The following is a 16,420-nucleotide window of genomic DNA, read 5'->3' on the forward strand; positions in this document are numbered from 1 at the left end:
TTTGATCTATTTAAGCTGTGTACAAGTAATGCTTTACACAGCTTTTTGCGAGCACAAAATATGAAAAAAGCTATTATCGTTATACTTGCTATCGCCGTTTTTGCTGGAATTTTAATTAGCAAACGGATTACAGGCGAAGGCAATACTGTAAAAGTTGAAGTCACCCACCCGACAACAGGAAAAATCTCTGATTCAATTCTGGCTTCGGGTAATCTTGTATTTAATACTCAAGTGCAATTGCGCTCAGAAGTCACAGGTCGAGTGGCTCAAGTTTTGGTTGAAGAAGGTCAAACTGTAAAAAAAGGTCAGATCTTGATGAAGCTGGATACCAAAGCTTTTGAAGCTGATGTTGAACGCTCAGATGCCATAGTTAAAGCCAGCAAAATTGCTGTGAAAAGAGCTGAAATCAGCTTGAATAATCTCAAGATTCAGTTACAACGCAAACAAAAAATGTTCGACGCAGGGCTGACCGACGCTGAAACCTTTGATAACTTGAAAAATCAGCGCGACCTCGCTCGTATTGATATTAGTTCTGCCAAAGCACAATTAGAGCAATCTGAAGCCTCACTTTCTATCGCCAAAGATCGGTTAAGTAAGAGTGTCTTCCGTTCTCCAATGACAGGTTTACTTGCATCGGTTGATATTAAAGAAGGCGAAACAGTTATTGCCGGTACCACTAATATTGTTGGTTCTGATTTAATGTTAATTGCCGACCCAAGCGCAATTTTGGCTGAGTTAAGAGTGGATGAAACTGATATTGCCAGCATCAAACTCAATCAAAAAGCTGACATTTTTGCTGCGGCCTATCCCAATGAACCGTTTACCGGCGAAGTAATTAATATTGGTACTTCTGCAAAAACAGAAACAGGTTCAAATGCACTTTCATTTAAAGTTAAGGTGCTGCTAGACAAAACACAGCGTCATCTATATGCAGGCATGAGTTGCCGTGCTGAAATCGCAACATCTGTTTCAGATCATGCAGTAAAACTCCCTATTGAAGCCATCCATCAAGAAGACAACAAATACTATGTTTGGCTGGTAGACAAAGAAAATAAAGTCAAAAAGCATGAGGTGAAAATTGGAATAGCTTCTGATATTGAGCAAGCTATAAAATCTGGCTTAACCACAAAAGATCGCGTTGTTATCGGCCCTGCTCGTCCAGTTAGTAAGCTTAAGAATGGTGATGAAATTACTCCGAAATTAGACGATGACTCAAGCTCAGAGGATAAAAAGGGTAACCAAGCATGAGTACTGTAATCAAGCTTAGAGATATCGCCAAACATTACAAAATGGGTGAGCAAACTTTTAAAGCGCTAGATGGTATCAATATAGACATTCAAGAGAATGAATACGTGGCTATTATAGGGCCTTCTGGATCTGGTAAATCCACACTTATGAATTTACTTGGCTGTCTAGATTCACCTACATCTGGAGATTACTATCTCAAAGACAGTCATGTAAAAAAAATGTCTGAAACTGAGCTTGCCCATCAACGAAATAAGAGTGTCGGTTTTATTTTTCAAAGCTTTAATCTATTACCTAGAGCTACAGCGCTTGCAAATGTGATGCAGCCTTTGGTGTACCGTTTTATTTCTGCAAAGGAACGTAAAACATTAGCTTTAGAGTCGCTAAAACGAGTTGGGCTTGAAGATAAGGTATACCATCTTTCCAACCAACTTTCCGGTGGGCAAAGACAGCGTGTCGCAATTGCTCGAGCTCTCGTAACCAAACCTCATATTCTTTTAGGTGACGAGCCAACGGGAAATCTTGATAGCAAGACAACTCAAGACATCATGGCACTCTTTGATGAACTTCATCAAGAAGGTCATACCATTATTTTGGTAACGCACGAACAAGACATTGCTGATCATTGCCAGCGCGTAATACGCTTGGTAGACGGTAAAGTCGTAGCCGATACTAGAAAAGATGAAAAGGAGCGTTTGCATGTTTAATTCAGCAATCGCAGTATTAGAGGGCACTAAAGCAGCGCTGCAAGCGATTAGAGCTAATGCAATGCGCTCTGCCCTCACCTGTTTGGGGATAATAATTGGTGTGGCGGCTGTTATTACCGTTGTTGCAGTAATGCAAGGCTTTACTAAGCAAATTAACGATCAACTTGCAGACTTAGCTCCTGACGTAACAACGATAAAAGCCTACACCAATCCACAGCAGGAAATGCTTGGAAAAAGAAGTAAGTTAACCTACGAAGATTTTTTATACCTTAAAGATAAGATCAAGCAAGCCGACACCATGACAGCTTTAATGTTCACTTGGCGTTTTTCTGGCGGAGCGGAGTATCGAAATTATACTCATAGTTCAAGAGTCGTCGGGACTGAACAAAGCTACCAAAAAGCATATCGAATTTTTCCCGAAAAAGGCCGATTTATCCGTGAAGAAGATGATGCAAAACGTCGTAGAGTCGCATTTATCGGCCCAAGCATTATTGAAGCATTACATTTGCCGAAAAACCCAGTAGGTGAATACATCAAGCTTGGCGGTGAATGGTTCCATATTATCGGTGTCGCTGAAGAGCAAGGTAGTCTATTAGGATTTGATCAGGATGATTATATTAATATTCCTATCAGCACAATGAATGCCCTTGAAGGCTCAAATAAGCGCAGAAGTAATGTACAGATTATGTATCGATTGAAACCAGATGCCGATGAAAAGCAAGTACAAGAGCAAATTTCTAGAATTTTGCGACAGAAGCATAAAATCACATCGGGTCAGCCTGATGATTTTGAATTTGAAACAGCTGAGAAATCCAAAGAAAACTTCGAAAAATTCACTAACAGCGCAACAGGTATAACTGCGGGAATCGTTGGAATAAGCCTAATTGTGGGCGGCATCGGTGTTATGAACATTATGCTTGTTTCGGTTACCGAAAGAACGCGGGTTATTGGCACCTTAAAAGCGCTGGGAGCAACACCCGGTTTTATAATGCTGCAGTTTTTAGTAGAGGCTGTCGTACTATCACTATTTGGCGGAGCGATTGGTTTAGCCATTGGTTATGGCTTGTCTTCACTAATATCAGTAATGGTTCCCAGCTTACCGGGATCTTATATTCCAGGATGGGCAATTGTGCTTTCATTTGGCTTCACTTCAGCTATCGGCATTATTTTTGGTTTAGCACCAGCTATTAAAGCGGCAAGATTAAACCCAATTGATGCATTGAGATATGAGTAAAGGTGCTGATTTTGCTAGGTGAAAATCAAAAGGGCTATCTTAGCCCTTTTTTTAGATTAATCATTTTTAATATGCTTCTCATTGTTTATCAATCACAATCATTTAATGTGAATTCACCTTTATTCCAAAGTATTAATAATCATGGCAACTGAAATTCATTCTCTCTCACTAGCTAGTCAATTATTACTAAAACAATCTGATGAATCACAATTTCTAGGTGCAATAAAAAACTCACATACTTTTAGAGTGCTAATGTCACCGTCTGAACAGTCAGATTGTGAAACTGTATTTGAAGAATTAAATAGATCAGGGGTCGCTTGTTATACTCCAAGAGGCGATAATTCAAGCCTAGAACTTTGCTTAAACATGGTTAGATGCGTAGAAGAACACTTAATATGGGAGCTTAACCAGAATAATTTAAAAACCATGTGTATATCTCACACCGAATATCCATGCCTAGAATTTTGCTTCGATCAAGATAAAACAACCTCTCCCTTAGATATTAGAGCCATTCATCATGACTCAGCTGACCAATACGAATTACATATTCTTTCGAAAATCATCGCAGCAAAGAAAAATAACCTATTTTTATTAGCAAATAGGCAAACACCGACAATGCCATTTTGGGTAGTTTACAAATCTAAATACGCTGTAACATCATCAGAAAAAGCATATATCAAACAAGAAGAGGCAACAGAATTAGACCAATGTTTTACTGAAAATACGGAAAATAGTGAATTGCACATTTGTGGAGAACAAAACCAAGATTTCGATGTTTCACAAATTGGAGTCACTTATTTTTATCGCTTAAATGGATCAAGAGAATGGAATGTTTTCAGTATTCAACCAGCAGTTGAAACTACCAAATGCAAAATTTGGTGCTGCAAAGTAAGCAATGCTAGTTGGCAAGAGAGATGGCAAGATATAGAGCCTATCATGCCATCTCAAGTTAAAGCAGAACTACAAGCGTCTTAGCTTTTTTTGAACAACAATGAGCCGTTAGTTCCACCGAAACCAAACGAGTTACATAATGCGTATTCTAATGATACGTCTCTTGCTGTGTGAGCAACAAAATCCAAATCGCAGCCTTCATCTGGGTTATCTAAGTTGATGGTAGGGGGAACAACTTGGTTTTGCAGAGCTAGTAAGGTAAAGATAGCCTCAATCGCACCTGCCGCACCAAGTAAGTGACCTGTCATCGACTTAGTGGAGCTCACCATTAAGTTATAAGCATGTTCACCAAAAACTGATTTAACCGCAGCTGCTTCGGCTTTATCACCCGCAGGCGTTGAAGTACCGTGAGCATTAATATAGCCAATCATATCTAAAGGTAACTGTGCATCATTAATGGCATTTTGCATGGCCGCTGCAGCACCTTCGCCGTCTGCTGGAGGTGAAGTCATATGAAAAGCATCACCACTCATACCAAAGCCAACCAGCTCACCGTAAATCTTCGCACCACGCGCTTTAGCATGTTCGTACTCTTCCATCACGATCATACCCGCACCATCACCGATAACAAAACCATCACGGTCTTTATCCCATGGACGACTAGCTGCTTGTGGATCATCATTACGAGTAGAAAGTGCTTTCGCGGCAGCAAAACCACCTACTCCCATTGGACAGGTGACGTCTTCTGCGCCACCGGCGATCATTACATCTGCATCACCATAAGCAATTGTACGAGCTGCAAAACCTATGTTGTGTACACCAGTAGTACAAGCCGTAGTAACTGCAAAGTTAGGGCCTTTCATGCCGTATTTAATCGATACATGACCCGCAATCATATTGATGATGGTACTTGGTACAAAGAAAGGAGAAATCTTACGAGCACCACCTTTCATGTATGCGGAATGATTTTGTTCAATCAGTGGCATACCACCCATGCCAGCACCGATAGCAGTACCAACACGACCAGGATTTTCTTGACTCATATCTAAGCCAGAATCTTCAATGGCTTGGATACTTGCAGCCATACCGTACTGAATAAATTTATCCATCTTGCGAGCGTCTTTCTTAGAAAGATACTGCTCAACATCAAAGTCTTTAATTGAACCGCTGAAGCGAGTGGTGAGCTCGCTTGCATCAAAAGAGGTAATTGGTGCAATACCACTTTTTCCTGCAACAAGCGCTTCCCAAGTGCTTTGCACGGTATTTCCTACTGGAGTAATTAAGCCTAATCCAGTAACAACAACGCGACGTTTAGACACAATGCTTACCTTAAATTTTTATGAACGACTTATAATAGTCCTAAAACAAAACAGGCGGCAATAAATGCCGCCTGTCTCTAATAATTCAGTTTTACTGATTATTAGTCACATAATCGATCGCTGCTTGAACAGTAGTGATCTTTTCTGCTTCTTCATCAGGGATCTCGGTGTCAAACTCTTCTTCTAGAGCCATAACCAACTCAACTGTGTCTAGAGAATCTGCACCTAAGTCATCAACAAAAGATGCTGCAGGCTTTACGTCTTCTTCTTTAACGCCTAGTTGCTCAATGATGATTTTCTTTACACGTTCTTCGATGTTGCTCATTAGTTTTCTTTCCTATTCAAATTACGCACTTGCGTAAGATTGGGAGTAGTTTATTCGATTCAGCCAACATTGCAACCCCAGATTTTGTGGTCTAACCACGATTTTTGGAAATTGCACAGCTAAACGCCACTCAGTTAACGCAGTTCCCTGCTGAGTACTATGCATACTCATAATATCTTAGGCGCAGATTAAGGACGTTAAGAAATCACGAGTATAATTCAGTTATACCATATACATTCCGCCATTCACATGCAACGTTTGCCCTGTGATATAAGCAGATGAATCTGAAGCTAAAAACAGTACAGAACTCGCAATTTCTTGAGCCTGCCCCAGACGATCGCTTGGCACTTGAGTCAAAATAGCTTTTTGTTGTTCTTCCGTCAACTCGTCTGTCATATCTGTTTGGATAAATCCAGGCGCAACAGCATTAACAGTGATATTACGAGACGCAACTTCTTTAGCTAAAGACTTGGTAAAACCTATCAAACCCGCTTTTGCTGCGCAATAATTTGATTGACCAGGATTACCACTGCTACCCACTACCGAACCAATGTTGATGATACGACCATTGCGCTTCTTCATCATTGCGCGTAATACTGGTTTAGTCAGGCGGAATAGAGAGTTTAGGTTGGTATCAATGATATCATCCCACTCATCGTCTTTCATACGCATCATTAAGTTATCACGAGTAATGCCTGCGTTATTCACTAGAATATCAATGTCACCCGCTTTTTCTTTGATCTGGGTGAATAAATTTGCAACAGATTCTTTATCGGTAACATTTAGTACCAATCCAAAACCTGACTCCCCAAGATATTCTTGAATTGCAGCTGCACCACGTTCACTTGTTGCTGTACCAATAACCGTTGCGCCAGCTTGTGCTAATGTTTCAGCCGTAGCGCGACCAATACCACGACTCGCACCAGTAACTAATGCAACTTTACCTTCTAAACTAATGCTAATGCTCATTTGTTTTTCCTTATTCTGTCAGCGCAGCAATTGATGCTGAATCATTGATTGCTTTTGCAGACAGAGCTTTGTTAATTCGCTTAGTTAAACCAGTTAATACTTTACCTGGACCAAACTCGTACAATTCACTTACACCCATTTCTGCCATAGCCGCGACGGATTCACTCCAACGTACTGGACAATACAGTTGACGAATAAGTGCATCTTTAATCGCTTCCGGCTCAGTTGGCGTTGCCACATCTACGTTATTGATCAATGTGATTGCAGGCTGATTAAATTGAATGTCATTTAATGCTACAGCTAGCTTGTCAGCTGCTGGCTTCATTAAGGCACAGTGGGAAGGTACGCTTACTGGCAAAGCAACTGCCATTTTGGCACCGGCTTCTTTACAAGCCGCGGCAGCACGCTCAACGGCGTTTTTCTCACCGGCAATCACAACTTGGCCAGGGCTATTGAAGTTTACAGGGCTAACGACATCGCCTTGCGATGATTCTTCACAAGCTTTGGCAATCGCATCATCTGCAAGACCAATAATTGCATACATAGCACCAGTGCCTGCTGGTACAGCTTGCTGCATTAATTGTCCGCGAAGCTCAACTAACTTGATTGCATCAGAAAATGGAATCACGCCAGCGCATACTAAAGCGGAGTATTCACCTAAACTGTGACCAGCCATAACTTCTGGTTGTGGTTTACCAGAGGCTTGGTAAACACGCCAAACAGCCACACTTGCTGCTAATAATGCAGGTTGTGTTTTATCGGTTTGATTTAATGATTCTGCCGGACCATCTTGCACAAGTGCCCAAAGATCATAGCCTAATGCTTCACTCGCTTCTGCGAATGTATCTGCTACGATTGAAGAACTCTCCGCTAGATCAGCCAGCATCCCAATCGCTTGTGAGCCTTGTCCCGGAAAAACAAATGCCATTTTAGACATAATTCAATTCCTATATTTTTATAACTATTCTAAAAAACTTATTCAGTTTAATAACTTATCATCTGGAAACAATGTATTAAATGAATTCCCTGCGCCACTTTTATGACTAAGAGAGAATGATAATGTTCCCAAGGATAAAGTCGATACGACTTGGAGAAAGGATTTTGCAATAAGACAACCGTCCGTGACAGGAAGTCACGATCGTCAGCACATGGTCTTTCTAGCATATCCATGTACTTGAAGGCATTCAGGCGTCCTGCCTATCAAATGCGCTTCTGTTGGCGTTTGTAAAATTCTTTCTTACGCAACCCGCTAAAATTTGTGTTTAAAGTTATTAAAACTTCACCAGAGCACTGCCCCAAGCAAACCCTGCACCAAAGGCTTCTAACAATAATGTTTGTCCACGTTGAATACGACCATCACGAACCGCTTCATCAAGTGCGATTGGTACTGATGCCGCAGAGGTATTACCATGCTTGGCTAAAGTCAATACTACCTTATCTAAACTCATGCCTAGCTTTTTAGCTGTAGCATTGATGATACGGAAGTTTGCTTGATGAGGAACCAACCAATCAATATCTTCTTTTTCGATATTGTTTAATCGTAAAGTCTCTTGAACAACGTGAGAAAGCTTAGTTACCGCGACTTTAAAGACATCATTGCCTTTCATTGTCATGTAGTTTAATGCTTTTTCAGTTTCATGTGGGCGAGCAGGGAAAGCACATTTAAGTAAGTCACCTTGGCGACCATCAGCATAAATATGAGTATTAATGATACCCACTTCTTCTGATGCCCCCACGACAGCTGCACCAGCACCATCTCCAAAAAGAATAATCGTCGAACGATCTTCAGGTTCACAAAAACGAGAAAGCACATCGGCACCAATCACAAGAATTTTCTTATGAGCACCAGCTTTAATAAATTGATCAGCAATAGAAAGCGAGTAAATAAAACCTGAGCATGCTGCAGCAACATCAAAAGCGGGAATAGTGTTTAAGCCAAGCATGGCTTGAACTTCACACGCTGAAGCAGGAAATGCATTTTCACCACTAGTTGTACCGCAAATGATCATATCTAATTCATCTGCTGACACACCAGCCATTTCTAATGCATTGAGTGCGGCTTGGTAACCCATTGTCGATACTGTTTCATCCGTCGCCGCGATGCGACGCTCTGAAATACCGGTTCGTTCTACAATCCATTGGTCAGAGGTTTCGACCATTTGTTCAAGATCTTGGTTGCTGCGCACTTGTACCGGTAAATAACTTCCGGTACCGAGAATTTTTGTATGCATATATCAAATCAGCTTTTCAGGGTCGGTTGACCGATTAACGTTGTTATGTTTATTTTGACGATAAGCCCTTTACAAAATTGTGACCTAGATAGGATCTTTCAAGGTCTTTGTGCAATATAAAGGATTACTCAGCTTGTATATCAAGCAAAATTGACTCTAATCGTTCACAAATCAACTCGGGAAGTTGTCTTTGAGCCTCAGTAATGGCCAAATTAATGGCATTCAAAAATGCATTTTCGTCTGCATTTCCATGGCTTTTAACAACAATTCCTCGCAATCCTACCAGACTTGCGCCATTGTACTGGTCGGGGTTCATCTGACTTAAAACACTTTGAATTTTAGTGCCTAATAATTTCGAAATAGTTTTAGCGAACCAGTTTTGAGTGATTTGAGACTTGAGATCTTCAATCAAGAATTTGGCAATGCCTTCAGAGGTTTTTAAGGTAATGTTCCCAACAAAACCATCACAGACAATCACATCAGAATTACCTGAATAAATTTCATTACCTTCAATAAAGCCACGATAATTAACCTGAGGAGACTGCTGTAATAACAAGCCCGCTTGCTGAACTTGGTCATTACCTTTAATTTCCTCGATGCCCACATTCAATAACGAAACTGATGGCGATACGGTTTTATCCACCACTTCGCTTACTACCGATCCCATTACGGCAAACTGAAATAACGCTTCCGAATCACATGAAACGTTTGCACCTAAGTCTAAAACATAAACCGGTTTATCAGCTACAGTGGGCAAACGCCCAATCAATGCAGGACGATCAACGCCAGGAAGTGTTTTAAGCAGCACTTTAGACATAGCCATTAACGCGCCTGTATTGCCGCCACTTAAGCAAGCGTCAGCTTTTTTATCGCGAACCAATTCAATAGCAAGTCGCATCGAACTCTTTTTGCGATTTCGCAAGGCATGTGCTGGGCGATCAGACATGGTAACGATTTCATCAGTATGAATGATTTCGTATCTAGCTGAAATATCTTGAAAAGAAGATGTAAGAGGACTAATTTTAGTTTGATCACCAACCAAAATTATTTTTAAGAAAGGATTTTGCCTAAGCGCCTGCATTGCAGCAGGCACCGAGGCTTGGGGACCGAAATCGCCCCCCATTGCATCTAACGCGAGCGTCAGATTTTGCATAAGCTTATCAACCTATTACTTGTTGATAACCTTTTTGCCGCGGTAGAAACCGTCAGCAGTCACGTTGTGACGTAGGTGTAGTTCACCAGTAGACGCGTCAGTTGATAACTGAGCTGTGCCTAATGCATCGTGTGAACGGCGCATACCGCGCTTTGAACGTGATTTTTTATTCTGTTGTACAGCCATTGCCTGTCTCCTAGATTACTTGCTCTTTAGTGTTTCTAATACAGCAAACGGATTTGGACGCTCCTCTTGAGCGGGTTCAATCTCGCCTACAACCACATCCTTTGACCCTTGATGACATGAAGAATCTTCATGCATCGGAATTAAAGGTATGGCCGTTATCAATTCATCTTCGATCAATTGATGTAAACGTATTTCGCCAATTTCATCGCACTCAATAGGATCATACGCTTCCGGGAGCTCATCGATTTCGGCCTCAGTCTTACAAGGACTGAAACTAAAGTCGACCGTAACCTCAGTATTTAGTTGTGTCATGCAACGCTGACATAGCAGAGTGAGCTCCGTCACAGCCTTCCCTTTCAGGTAGACTATCCCCTGTAAATCAACACCACATTCCAATGACACAGATACATCGGAACAGTCGCCGGCACAAAATTCATTCAATCGTTTTAACTGCTTACCCGGAACGACACCTTGAACATCAAGGCGACTTTGGGCTGCACGTAACGGATCGATTGAAACCGGTATCTTTACTGTTTGCATAAGGCGCGCATATTATAGTTTGAAAACGCTTGAGTCAAAGAAATTTTATCACCTGCTTCACAAAAAGTAAGTGTTCTTTAGCTTTCGCATTGAAATTAACGGACTGCGGATTTTACCTAAGCCCCGACTTGTAAACAAGCAAGCAACGTCTAAATAAAGTGCAATTAATGAAATCTCTTTATTTGCTATTGCTTATTTCCCACTAAGTCTCTCAAAATACACATAGTATTGTTAATAAAATTATATGGTATGAAATCACTTGTATTAGCTTCAAGCTCTGAGTTTCGACAGCAACTTCTCAGTAAACTTCAAATTCCTTTTATCAGTGTATCGCCTGATATTGACGAATCACCTTTCGAAAATGAAATTGCTATAGCATTAGTAGAGCGCTTAGCCATTGAAAAAGCAAAGGCAGGTGCCGAGTTAGTCGACGGAAATAAATCTATTTTCATAGGCTCTGATCAAGTAGCCGTGATTGATGAAAAAATTATTGGTAAACCCTTAACAAAAGCCAACGCGATTAAACAATTGCAATCAGCCAGTGGTAAAAGCATTACCTTTTATACAGGATTGGCAGTATTCGATAGTGAATCGAAAAAATTAAGCTCATGTGTAGAACCGTTTACCGTTCACTTTAAAAACTTAACGCTTTCACAGATACAAAATTATGTAGAGAAAGAGCAGCCACTTTGGTGTGCAGGTAGCTTCAAGAGCGAGGGATTAGGCATTGCACTTTTCGAGCGGCTTGAGGGCGATGACCCAAATACTTTGATTGGTTTGCCTCTTATAAGGCTAATTGAACTCCTAAGAGAACATGGAATTGAAGTAATATAAAGAAAGGAGCGATTGCTCCTTTCTATTGTCACCTATTAATTAAGCTCTTTTTAGCTTAGCTATCACCTGTTGTAAGTCATCATCCAGCGGCGCATTCACTGTCATACGCTCTTCTGAATCTGGATGCGTAAATTCAAGTTGTGCTGCATGTAAAAATAAGCGGCGTAATCCTTGATTTCTCATAGAGTCATCAAACGCTTGTTCACTGTATTTTTCATCACATGCAATAGGATGGCCGGTATATTGGCAGTGAACACGAATTTGGTGAGTACGCCCAGTTAACGGGCTTGCTTTAACCAAAGTAGCACCTTGATACTTTTGAATGATTTTAAAGCGAGTTTGAGATGGCTTACCTTCATTATTTACGCGAACAATACGCTCGCCCGATTTTAAAGTGATTTTTAATAAAGGAGCTTTGATCAGCTTATCTTTTTTATCCCACTCACCTTTTACTAGCGCCATGTAGTCTTTCTGCATTTTCTTTTCACGAAGCTGATCTTGTAAGTGCTTTAATGTGCTTCTCTTTTTAGCTATTAATAAAATGCCTGACGTCTCTTTATCGAGTCGATGAACCAACTCAATAAATTTTTGCTGTGGTCGAAGGCTTCTTAATGCTTCAATTACACCGTAATTAACACCACTTCCGCCATGGACGGCAATACCAGATGGCTTATTCAATGCGATAAGAAATTTATCTTCATAAACTATACGTTGCTCTAAAATGGCAACACGCTCTAATTTTGGCGATGGAGCCGCCGTTTCTTTTTGAGAAACTCGCACTGGGGGAATTCGCACCAAATCACCGTACTGTAATTTGTATTCAGGCTTGATACGTTTTTTATTTACCCTTACCTCTCCTTTTCGGACGATACGGTAAATCATACTTTTAGGTACACCTTTTAATTTGGTGACCAAAAAATTATCGATACGTTGACCAGCATGATCTTCATCAATTTCTACAAATTGTACTTTTACGGCTTCTTGGGTAGTCATCTATCACGGTTATATCATTAAGAACTGTGTGCATTGTACAACATGAACAGAATATCATTGATGTTTTATGTAACTTTTTTCACTTTACGTTGCTGATGTTTTTGATTATTGCTATATTTCATCTTTGGAAAGCAGAAATTATAGTAACAAAACTAATTTCATTGCTGAGCCAAGCTTGTTTTTCCCACAGAAGAAGTCGATTGTTAAGGTAGCAATTCATTGAGTTGCAAGCTGAAAAATTATCAAGCTTAAGAAAATATTGATAAACAGCCAAACCTAAGACTTAAGCCATAAAAATGCTGGCTTTATTTGAGAAAAAACAAAGAAACAGAACATCATTTTAACTAAATATCAAAGAGTTGTGTTCGATTTGGCATTATTGGAAATTTCCTAACGAATTTTGACTGTGAGTTTTGTGATTACTGGCACAAAAAAGTAAACACAGAAATTACAACGGTAACGACACGCAGTGAATGCGTCTGACAAAATTAGTAAGTTAACTACTTAAAAATTTGCGTACCACATAATTTAGCCTGCACCAAACCGTGAGGTTCGTTGTATAAACAGGCCCATAATGCAATCTACACGCTGTTTGATGATATAAATATAGAAGAATCAAATAATCATGAAACGCATGTTAATTAATGCAACTCAGTCAGAAGAGTTGCGTGTTGCCCTTGTTGATGGGCAGCAACTTTATGATCTGGATATTGAAAGCCCGGGTCATGAACAAAAAAAAGCCAACATTTATAAAGGTACAATCACCCGCGTAGAACCTTCTTTAGAAGCAGCATTCGTTAATTACGGTGCTGAACGTCACGGTTTCCTTCCATTAAAAGAAATCGCAAGAGAATACTTTCCACAAGGTTACACTTTCCAAGGCCGGCCAAACATTAAAGATGTGGTTTCTGAAGGCCAAGAAGTTATTGTTCAAATTGACAAAGAAGAACGTGGCAATAAAGGCGCAGCATTGACTACCTTTATCAGCCTGGCTGGTTCTTACCTAGTTCTTATGCCAAATAACCCTCGTGCTGGCGGTATTTCTCGCCGTATTGAAGGTGATGAGCGTACAGAGTTGAAAGCGGCATTATCTCAATTAAATGTACCTCAAGGTATGGGGTTGATTGTTCGCACAGCTGGCGTTGGCAAAGACGCTGAAGAGCTAAGATGGGATTTACAAGTTCTTCAACACCACTGGGCCGCTATTCAAGAAGCCGCGGCTAGCAAGCCAGCACCATTCTTGATCCACCAAGAAAGTAATGTCATTGTCCGTGCTATTCGTGATTACTTACGTCGTGATGTTGGTGAAATTCTTATTGATCATCAACGTATTTGTGACGAAGCGAAACAGCATATCGCATTAGTTCGCCCTGACTTTGTTGAGCGTGTTAAATTCTATAAATCTGAAGTGCCATTATTTACTCACTTCCAGATTGAATCGCAAATCGAATCCGCTTTCCAACGTGAAGTACGTCTTCCTTCTGGTGGCTCAATTGTTATTGACCCAACTGAAGCACTAACGTCTATCGATATTAACTCTTCTCGCGCCACTAAAGGCGGCGACATTGAGGAAACAGCACTCAACACCAACCTAGAAGCTGCCGATGAAATTGCTCGTCAATTACGTCTTCGCGACTTAGGTGGTCTGGTTGTTATCGACTTCATCGATATGACACCAGCAAAACACCAACGTGAAGTAGAGAATCGCTTACGCGAAGCTGTGGCGAATGATCGCGCTCGTGTTCAGCTAGGCCGTATTTCTCGTTTTGGTTTGATGGAAATGTCTCGCCAGCGTTTACGCCCTTCTCTCGAAGAAGCAGCGGCAAACATTTGTCCTCGCTGTCATGGTCAAGGCACGATCCGTGGCACCGAATCTCTCGCGTTATCCATTCTACGTTTGATGGAAGAAGAAGCGATTAAAGAGAACACTTCACAAATAGAAGCCATTGTTCCTGTTGATGTTGCAGCGTTCCTATTGAATGAAAAGCGCAAAGCCATTCGCATAACTGAAAAACGCCATAACGTTGAAGTCTATATAATCCCAGATGCTCACATGAGCACACCTGACTTTAAAGTTGTTCGCCATCGTAAAGACGAAGAAGCTGTCGAAGCTAGCTATAATCGCACCGAGCAGCCAGAGTCAAACCTTTATGAACCTCGCAAGCTTGAGCGTACCACTAACGATCAACCAGCATTAAAAGGTTTTAGCGCTCCTAAAAAAGCGCCAATAGCAGCTAAACCTAAAGCTGTTAAGAAAGAATCGAAAAGCATTATTGCTTCTATAGTTTCTGCCTTCAAAGGCTTATTCAGCTCTGAAGAAAAAGAAACTGAAAAGAAAAAGCAAAATGAAAAACGCTCAAACCAAGATCGAAATACTCAGCGTCGCCGTAATCGTAAAAACGATAAGCGCAATACTCGCAACGATCGTGACAATCGCAACAAAAATGAATCCGTAGCTTCTGAAACTCAAGAGCGCAAAGAACGTAACAAGCGTAACAATAAATCAGAGAACACTAACCGTAAATCTGATAAACCAGCTTCTGAACAACCTAAGCAGGAAGCGGTTCGAGAACGTCGTCAACGTCGCAATATGCAACGTAAAGTTCGTATCAACACAGAGGTTGAAGAAGTAGTAGAGACTTCTGCTGTTGAGGCTCAAGCAGAACAAGCGACTGCATCTGAAGCTAAAGTTGAAAAAGACAACAAAGAGACAAAGCCTCGTCAAACTCGACGTAAGCCTAGAGCTAAAGTTGAAGCTTCAACTTCTGAATCTGAAAAACCAGTAAAAGAAGTGAAAGAAAAAGCTGAAACTAAGAAAAAAGTTCAAGCTGTTGACTCTAGCGAAGCCGAAAAGCAAAGCACAAGCAAAGCACCTAAGAAAGAAGCTAAAGCTAAGAAAGTTGAAGCAGAAAGCACTGAAGAGCTGGAAATCATTGACGCAACTGAGATTGTTGAATCAGATGTAAATGCTGATGATAAAGAACCCGGTACTCGTCGTAGCCGCCGCAGCCCTCGTCATTTACGTGCAGCTGGCCAACGTCGTCGCCGTGATGAAAAGCCTGAAAATGAAAGCTCTCCAGCGTTTGAATCTCATGACGAAATGCCTGTGATTTATGACTTATCTCAAATTGATGAAAGCCAACAAGCTGAAAAAACGCAAGCAGCTCCAGAGCAGCTGGATCTTGTTGAAACTACTGAGCAAGCAATAACATCTACCGCTTCAACGGAAGTAGAAACTGAAGTTGTTGAAAAAGTAGAATCAACATTTGTTGAGACTAATTCAGAGCCTGAGCAAGAAGTAATGGAATTCTCAGAGCCAAATACTGAACAGCAAGATCAACCCGCAGCAGTGGAAGAAACACAGCCTGTGCTTGAAGCTCAAACCAACGAGATTGTTGATACTTTAAATGAAGTTGAAGCAAAATCTCCGGTTGAAGCTGAAGTAGAAGCTAAAACTGAGACTGAAATCAGTGTTGAAGCAGACGTAGATGTTGAGTTATCAGCACCGATTGTAGTTGATACTGACGAACCTGAAGTTAAAGAAGAGGCCATAATTGAAGTTAAGCCTCAACCAACACCAAAACGAACCAGTCGTTTTGGTGGAATGGTCGGTTCACAAACCACTAAACCAACTGTAGCGAAACGCATAGCTGTAGAAACCCCTAAAGGTCGCGACTACTCTGATGCAGTAGTTCAAGCACCCTCTAAAACCAAACCAACTAACGTTGCAGGTTCAGAGACAGCTAAAGCATAATAGCTTCAACTGAAGAAGTGTAAGAAGCCATCTTTTGAT

At 40.9% G+C, this 16,420-nt stretch carries 15 protein-coding genes; 6 read left to right on the forward strand and 9 right to left on the reverse strand.

All coding sequences use genetic code 11. The annotated features are described in order from the left end of the window. Positions 1-60 precede the first annotated feature (60 nt). From AC1EU0_RS10060 to AC1EU0_RS10075, 4 genes are all read left to right on the forward strand, one after another. Positions 61-1,248, forward strand: coding sequence for an efflux RND transporter periplasmic adaptor subunit (locus AC1EU0_RS10060; protein ID WP_480302262.1), 1,188 nt, complete (start codon positions 61-63; stop codon positions 1,246-1,248). Further along, positions 1,245-1,952 carry an ABC transporter ATP-binding protein gene (locus tag AC1EU0_RS10065; RefSeq protein WP_480302263.1) on the forward strand — a complete coding sequence of 236 codons (708 nt, stop codon included), beginning with the start codon at positions 1,245-1,247 and terminating at the stop codon, positions 1,950-1,952. Before AC1EU0_RS10060 ends, AC1EU0_RS10065 begins: the two co-directional genes overlap by 4 nt. Continuing rightward, positions 1,945-3,186 carry an ABC transporter permease gene (locus tag AC1EU0_RS10070; RefSeq protein WP_480302264.1) on the forward strand — a complete coding sequence of 414 codons (1,242 nt, stop codon included), beginning with the start codon at positions 1,945-1,947 and terminating at the stop codon, positions 3,184-3,186. Before AC1EU0_RS10065 ends, AC1EU0_RS10070 begins: the two co-directional genes overlap by 8 nt. 141 nt (positions 3,187-3,327) lie before the next feature. Continuing rightward, the gene (locus tag AC1EU0_RS10075) at positions 3,328-4,161 is read left to right on the forward strand and encodes a hypothetical protein (RefSeq protein WP_480302265.1); all 834 of its coding nucleotides are present in this window, start codon (positions 3,328-3,330) and stop codon (positions 4,159-4,161) included. Here the strand turns inward: AC1EU0_RS10075 and fabF are convergent. The 8 genes from fabF to yceD form a co-directional block, all read right to left on the reverse strand. Next, entirely contained in the window at positions 4,158-5,396 is a 1,239-nt protein-coding gene (gene fabF / locus AC1EU0_RS10080) for a beta-ketoacyl-ACP synthase II (RefSeq protein WP_480302266.1), read from the reverse strand. The genes AC1EU0_RS10075 and fabF overlap by 4 nt on opposite strands. 91 nt (positions 5,397-5,487) lie before the next feature. Then, a complete protein-coding gene (acpP, locus tag AC1EU0_RS10085; protein WP_480302267.1) occupies positions 5,488-5,721 on the reverse strand; it encodes an acyl carrier protein in 234 nt (77 codons plus the stop codon). 222 nt (positions 5,722-5,943) lie between these two features. After that, complete coding sequence (gene fabG, locus AC1EU0_RS10090) at positions 5,944-6,690, reverse strand: 3-oxoacyl-ACP reductase FabG (RefSeq protein ID WP_480302268.1); 747 nt, start codon at positions 6,688-6,690, stop codon at positions 5,944-5,946. Between the two features lie 10 nt (positions 6,691-6,700). Continuing rightward, positions 6,701-7,627, reverse strand: coding sequence for an ACP S-malonyltransferase (gene fabD / locus AC1EU0_RS10095; RefSeq protein ID WP_480302269.1), 927 nt, complete (start codon positions 7,625-7,627; stop codon positions 6,701-6,703). A gap of 334 nt (positions 7,628-7,961) precedes the next feature. Beyond that, on the reverse strand, positions 7,962-8,921 hold the full coding sequence (locus AC1EU0_RS10100; RefSeq protein ID WP_480302270.1) for a beta-ketoacyl-ACP synthase III: 960 nt from the start codon (positions 8,919-8,921) through the stop codon (positions 7,962-7,964). A gap of 124 nt (positions 8,922-9,045) precedes the next feature. Continuing rightward, positions 9,046-10,074 carry a phosphate acyltransferase PlsX gene (plsX, locus tag AC1EU0_RS10105; RefSeq protein ID WP_480302271.1) on the reverse strand — a complete coding sequence of 343 codons (1,029 nt, stop codon included), beginning with the start codon at positions 10,072-10,074 and terminating at the stop codon, positions 9,046-9,048. Positions 10,075-10,089: 15 nt separating this feature from the next. After that, positions 10,090-10,260: a 50S ribosomal protein L32 gene (rpmF, locus tag AC1EU0_RS10110; protein WP_121839867.1), complete on the reverse strand. Its 171-nt coding sequence runs from the start codon at positions 10,258-10,260 to the stop codon at positions 10,090-10,092. Between the two features lie 15 nt (positions 10,261-10,275). After that, positions 10,276-10,800: a 23S rRNA accumulation protein YceD gene (gene yceD, locus AC1EU0_RS10115; RefSeq protein ID WP_480302272.1), complete on the reverse strand. Its 525-nt coding sequence runs from the start codon at positions 10,798-10,800 to the stop codon at positions 10,276-10,278. Between the two features lie 249 nt (positions 10,801-11,049). On the opposite strand from yceD, the gene AC1EU0_RS10120 reads away from it, so the two are divergent. Then, positions 11,050-11,634, forward strand: coding sequence for a Maf family protein (locus tag AC1EU0_RS10120; protein WP_480302273.1), 585 nt, complete (start codon positions 11,050-11,052; stop codon positions 11,632-11,634). Positions 11,635-11,673: 39 nt separating this feature from the next. Here AC1EU0_RS10120 and rluC read toward each other — a convergent pair whose 3' ends face one another. Next, positions 11,674-12,627 (reverse strand): 23S rRNA pseudouridine(955/2504/2580) synthase RluC, encoded by a 954-nt coding sequence (gene rluC / locus AC1EU0_RS10125; protein ID WP_480302274.1) that lies wholly within the window; start codon positions 12,625-12,627, stop codon positions 11,674-11,676. Positions 12,628-13,252: 625 nt separating this feature from the next. Between rluC and rne the strand changes: the two genes are divergently transcribed. Next, positions 13,253-16,381, forward strand: a complete 3,129-nt coding sequence (rne, locus tag AC1EU0_RS10130; protein WP_480302275.1) for a ribonuclease E — start codon at positions 13,253-13,255, stop codon at positions 16,379-16,381. Positions 16,382-16,420: the final 39 nt, after the last annotated feature.

This window comes from Parashewanella sp. 2210YD4-3 (assembly GCF_056591735.1).

What these genes read in the sequence shown, in the direction of transcription:
- AC1EU0_RS10060 (WP_480302262.1), top strand. Translation starts at nt 61, where the DNA reads ATGAAAAAAGCTATTATCGTTATACTTGCTATCGCCGTTTTTGCTGGA.
- AC1EU0_RS10065 (WP_480302263.1), top strand. Translation starts at nt 1,245, where the DNA reads ATGAGTACTGTAATCAAGCTTAGAGATATCGCCAAACATTACAAAATG.
- AC1EU0_RS10070 (WP_480302264.1), top strand. Translation starts at nt 1,945, where the DNA reads ATGTTTAATTCAGCAATCGCAGTATTAGAGGGCACTAAAGCAGCGCTG.
- AC1EU0_RS10075 (WP_480302265.1), top strand. Translation starts at nt 3,328, where the DNA reads ATGGCAACTGAAATTCATTCTCTCTCACTAGCTAGTCAATTATTACTA.
- acpP (WP_480302267.1), bottom strand. Translation starts at nt 5,721, where the DNA reads ATGAGCAACATCGAAGAACGTGTAAAGAAAATCATCATTGAGCAACTA.
- fabG (WP_480302268.1), bottom strand. Translation starts at nt 6,690, where the DNA reads ATGAGCATTAGCATTAGTTTAGAAGGTAAAGTTGCATTAGTTACTGGT.
- fabD (WP_480302269.1), bottom strand. Translation starts at nt 7,627, where the DNA reads ATGTCTAAAATGGCATTTGTTTTTCCGGGACAAGGCTCACAAGCGATT.
- AC1EU0_RS10100 (WP_480302270.1), bottom strand. Translation starts at nt 8,921, where the DNA reads ATGCATACAAAAATTCTCGGTACCGGAAGTTATTTACCGGTACAAGTG.
- plsX (WP_480302271.1), bottom strand. Translation starts at nt 10,074, where the DNA reads ATGCAAAATCTGACGCTCGCGTTAGATGCAATGGGGGGCGATTTCGGT.
- rpmF (WP_121839867.1), bottom strand. Translation starts at nt 10,260, where the DNA reads ATGGCTGTACAACAGAATAAAAAATCACGTTCAAAGCGCGGTATGCGC.
- yceD (WP_480302272.1), bottom strand. Translation starts at nt 10,800, where the DNA reads ATGCAAACAGTAAAGATACCGGTTTCAATCGATCCGTTACGTGCAGCC.
- AC1EU0_RS10120 (WP_480302273.1), top strand. Translation starts at nt 11,050, where the DNA reads ATGAAATCACTTGTATTAGCTTCAAGCTCTGAGTTTCGACAGCAACTT.
- rluC (WP_480302274.1), bottom strand. Translation starts at nt 12,627, where the DNA reads ATGACTACCCAAGAAGCCGTAAAAGTACAATTTGTAGAAATTGATGAA.
- rne (WP_480302275.1), top strand. Translation starts at nt 13,253, where the DNA reads ATGAAACGCATGTTAATTAATGCAACTCAGTCAGAAGAGTTGCGTGTT.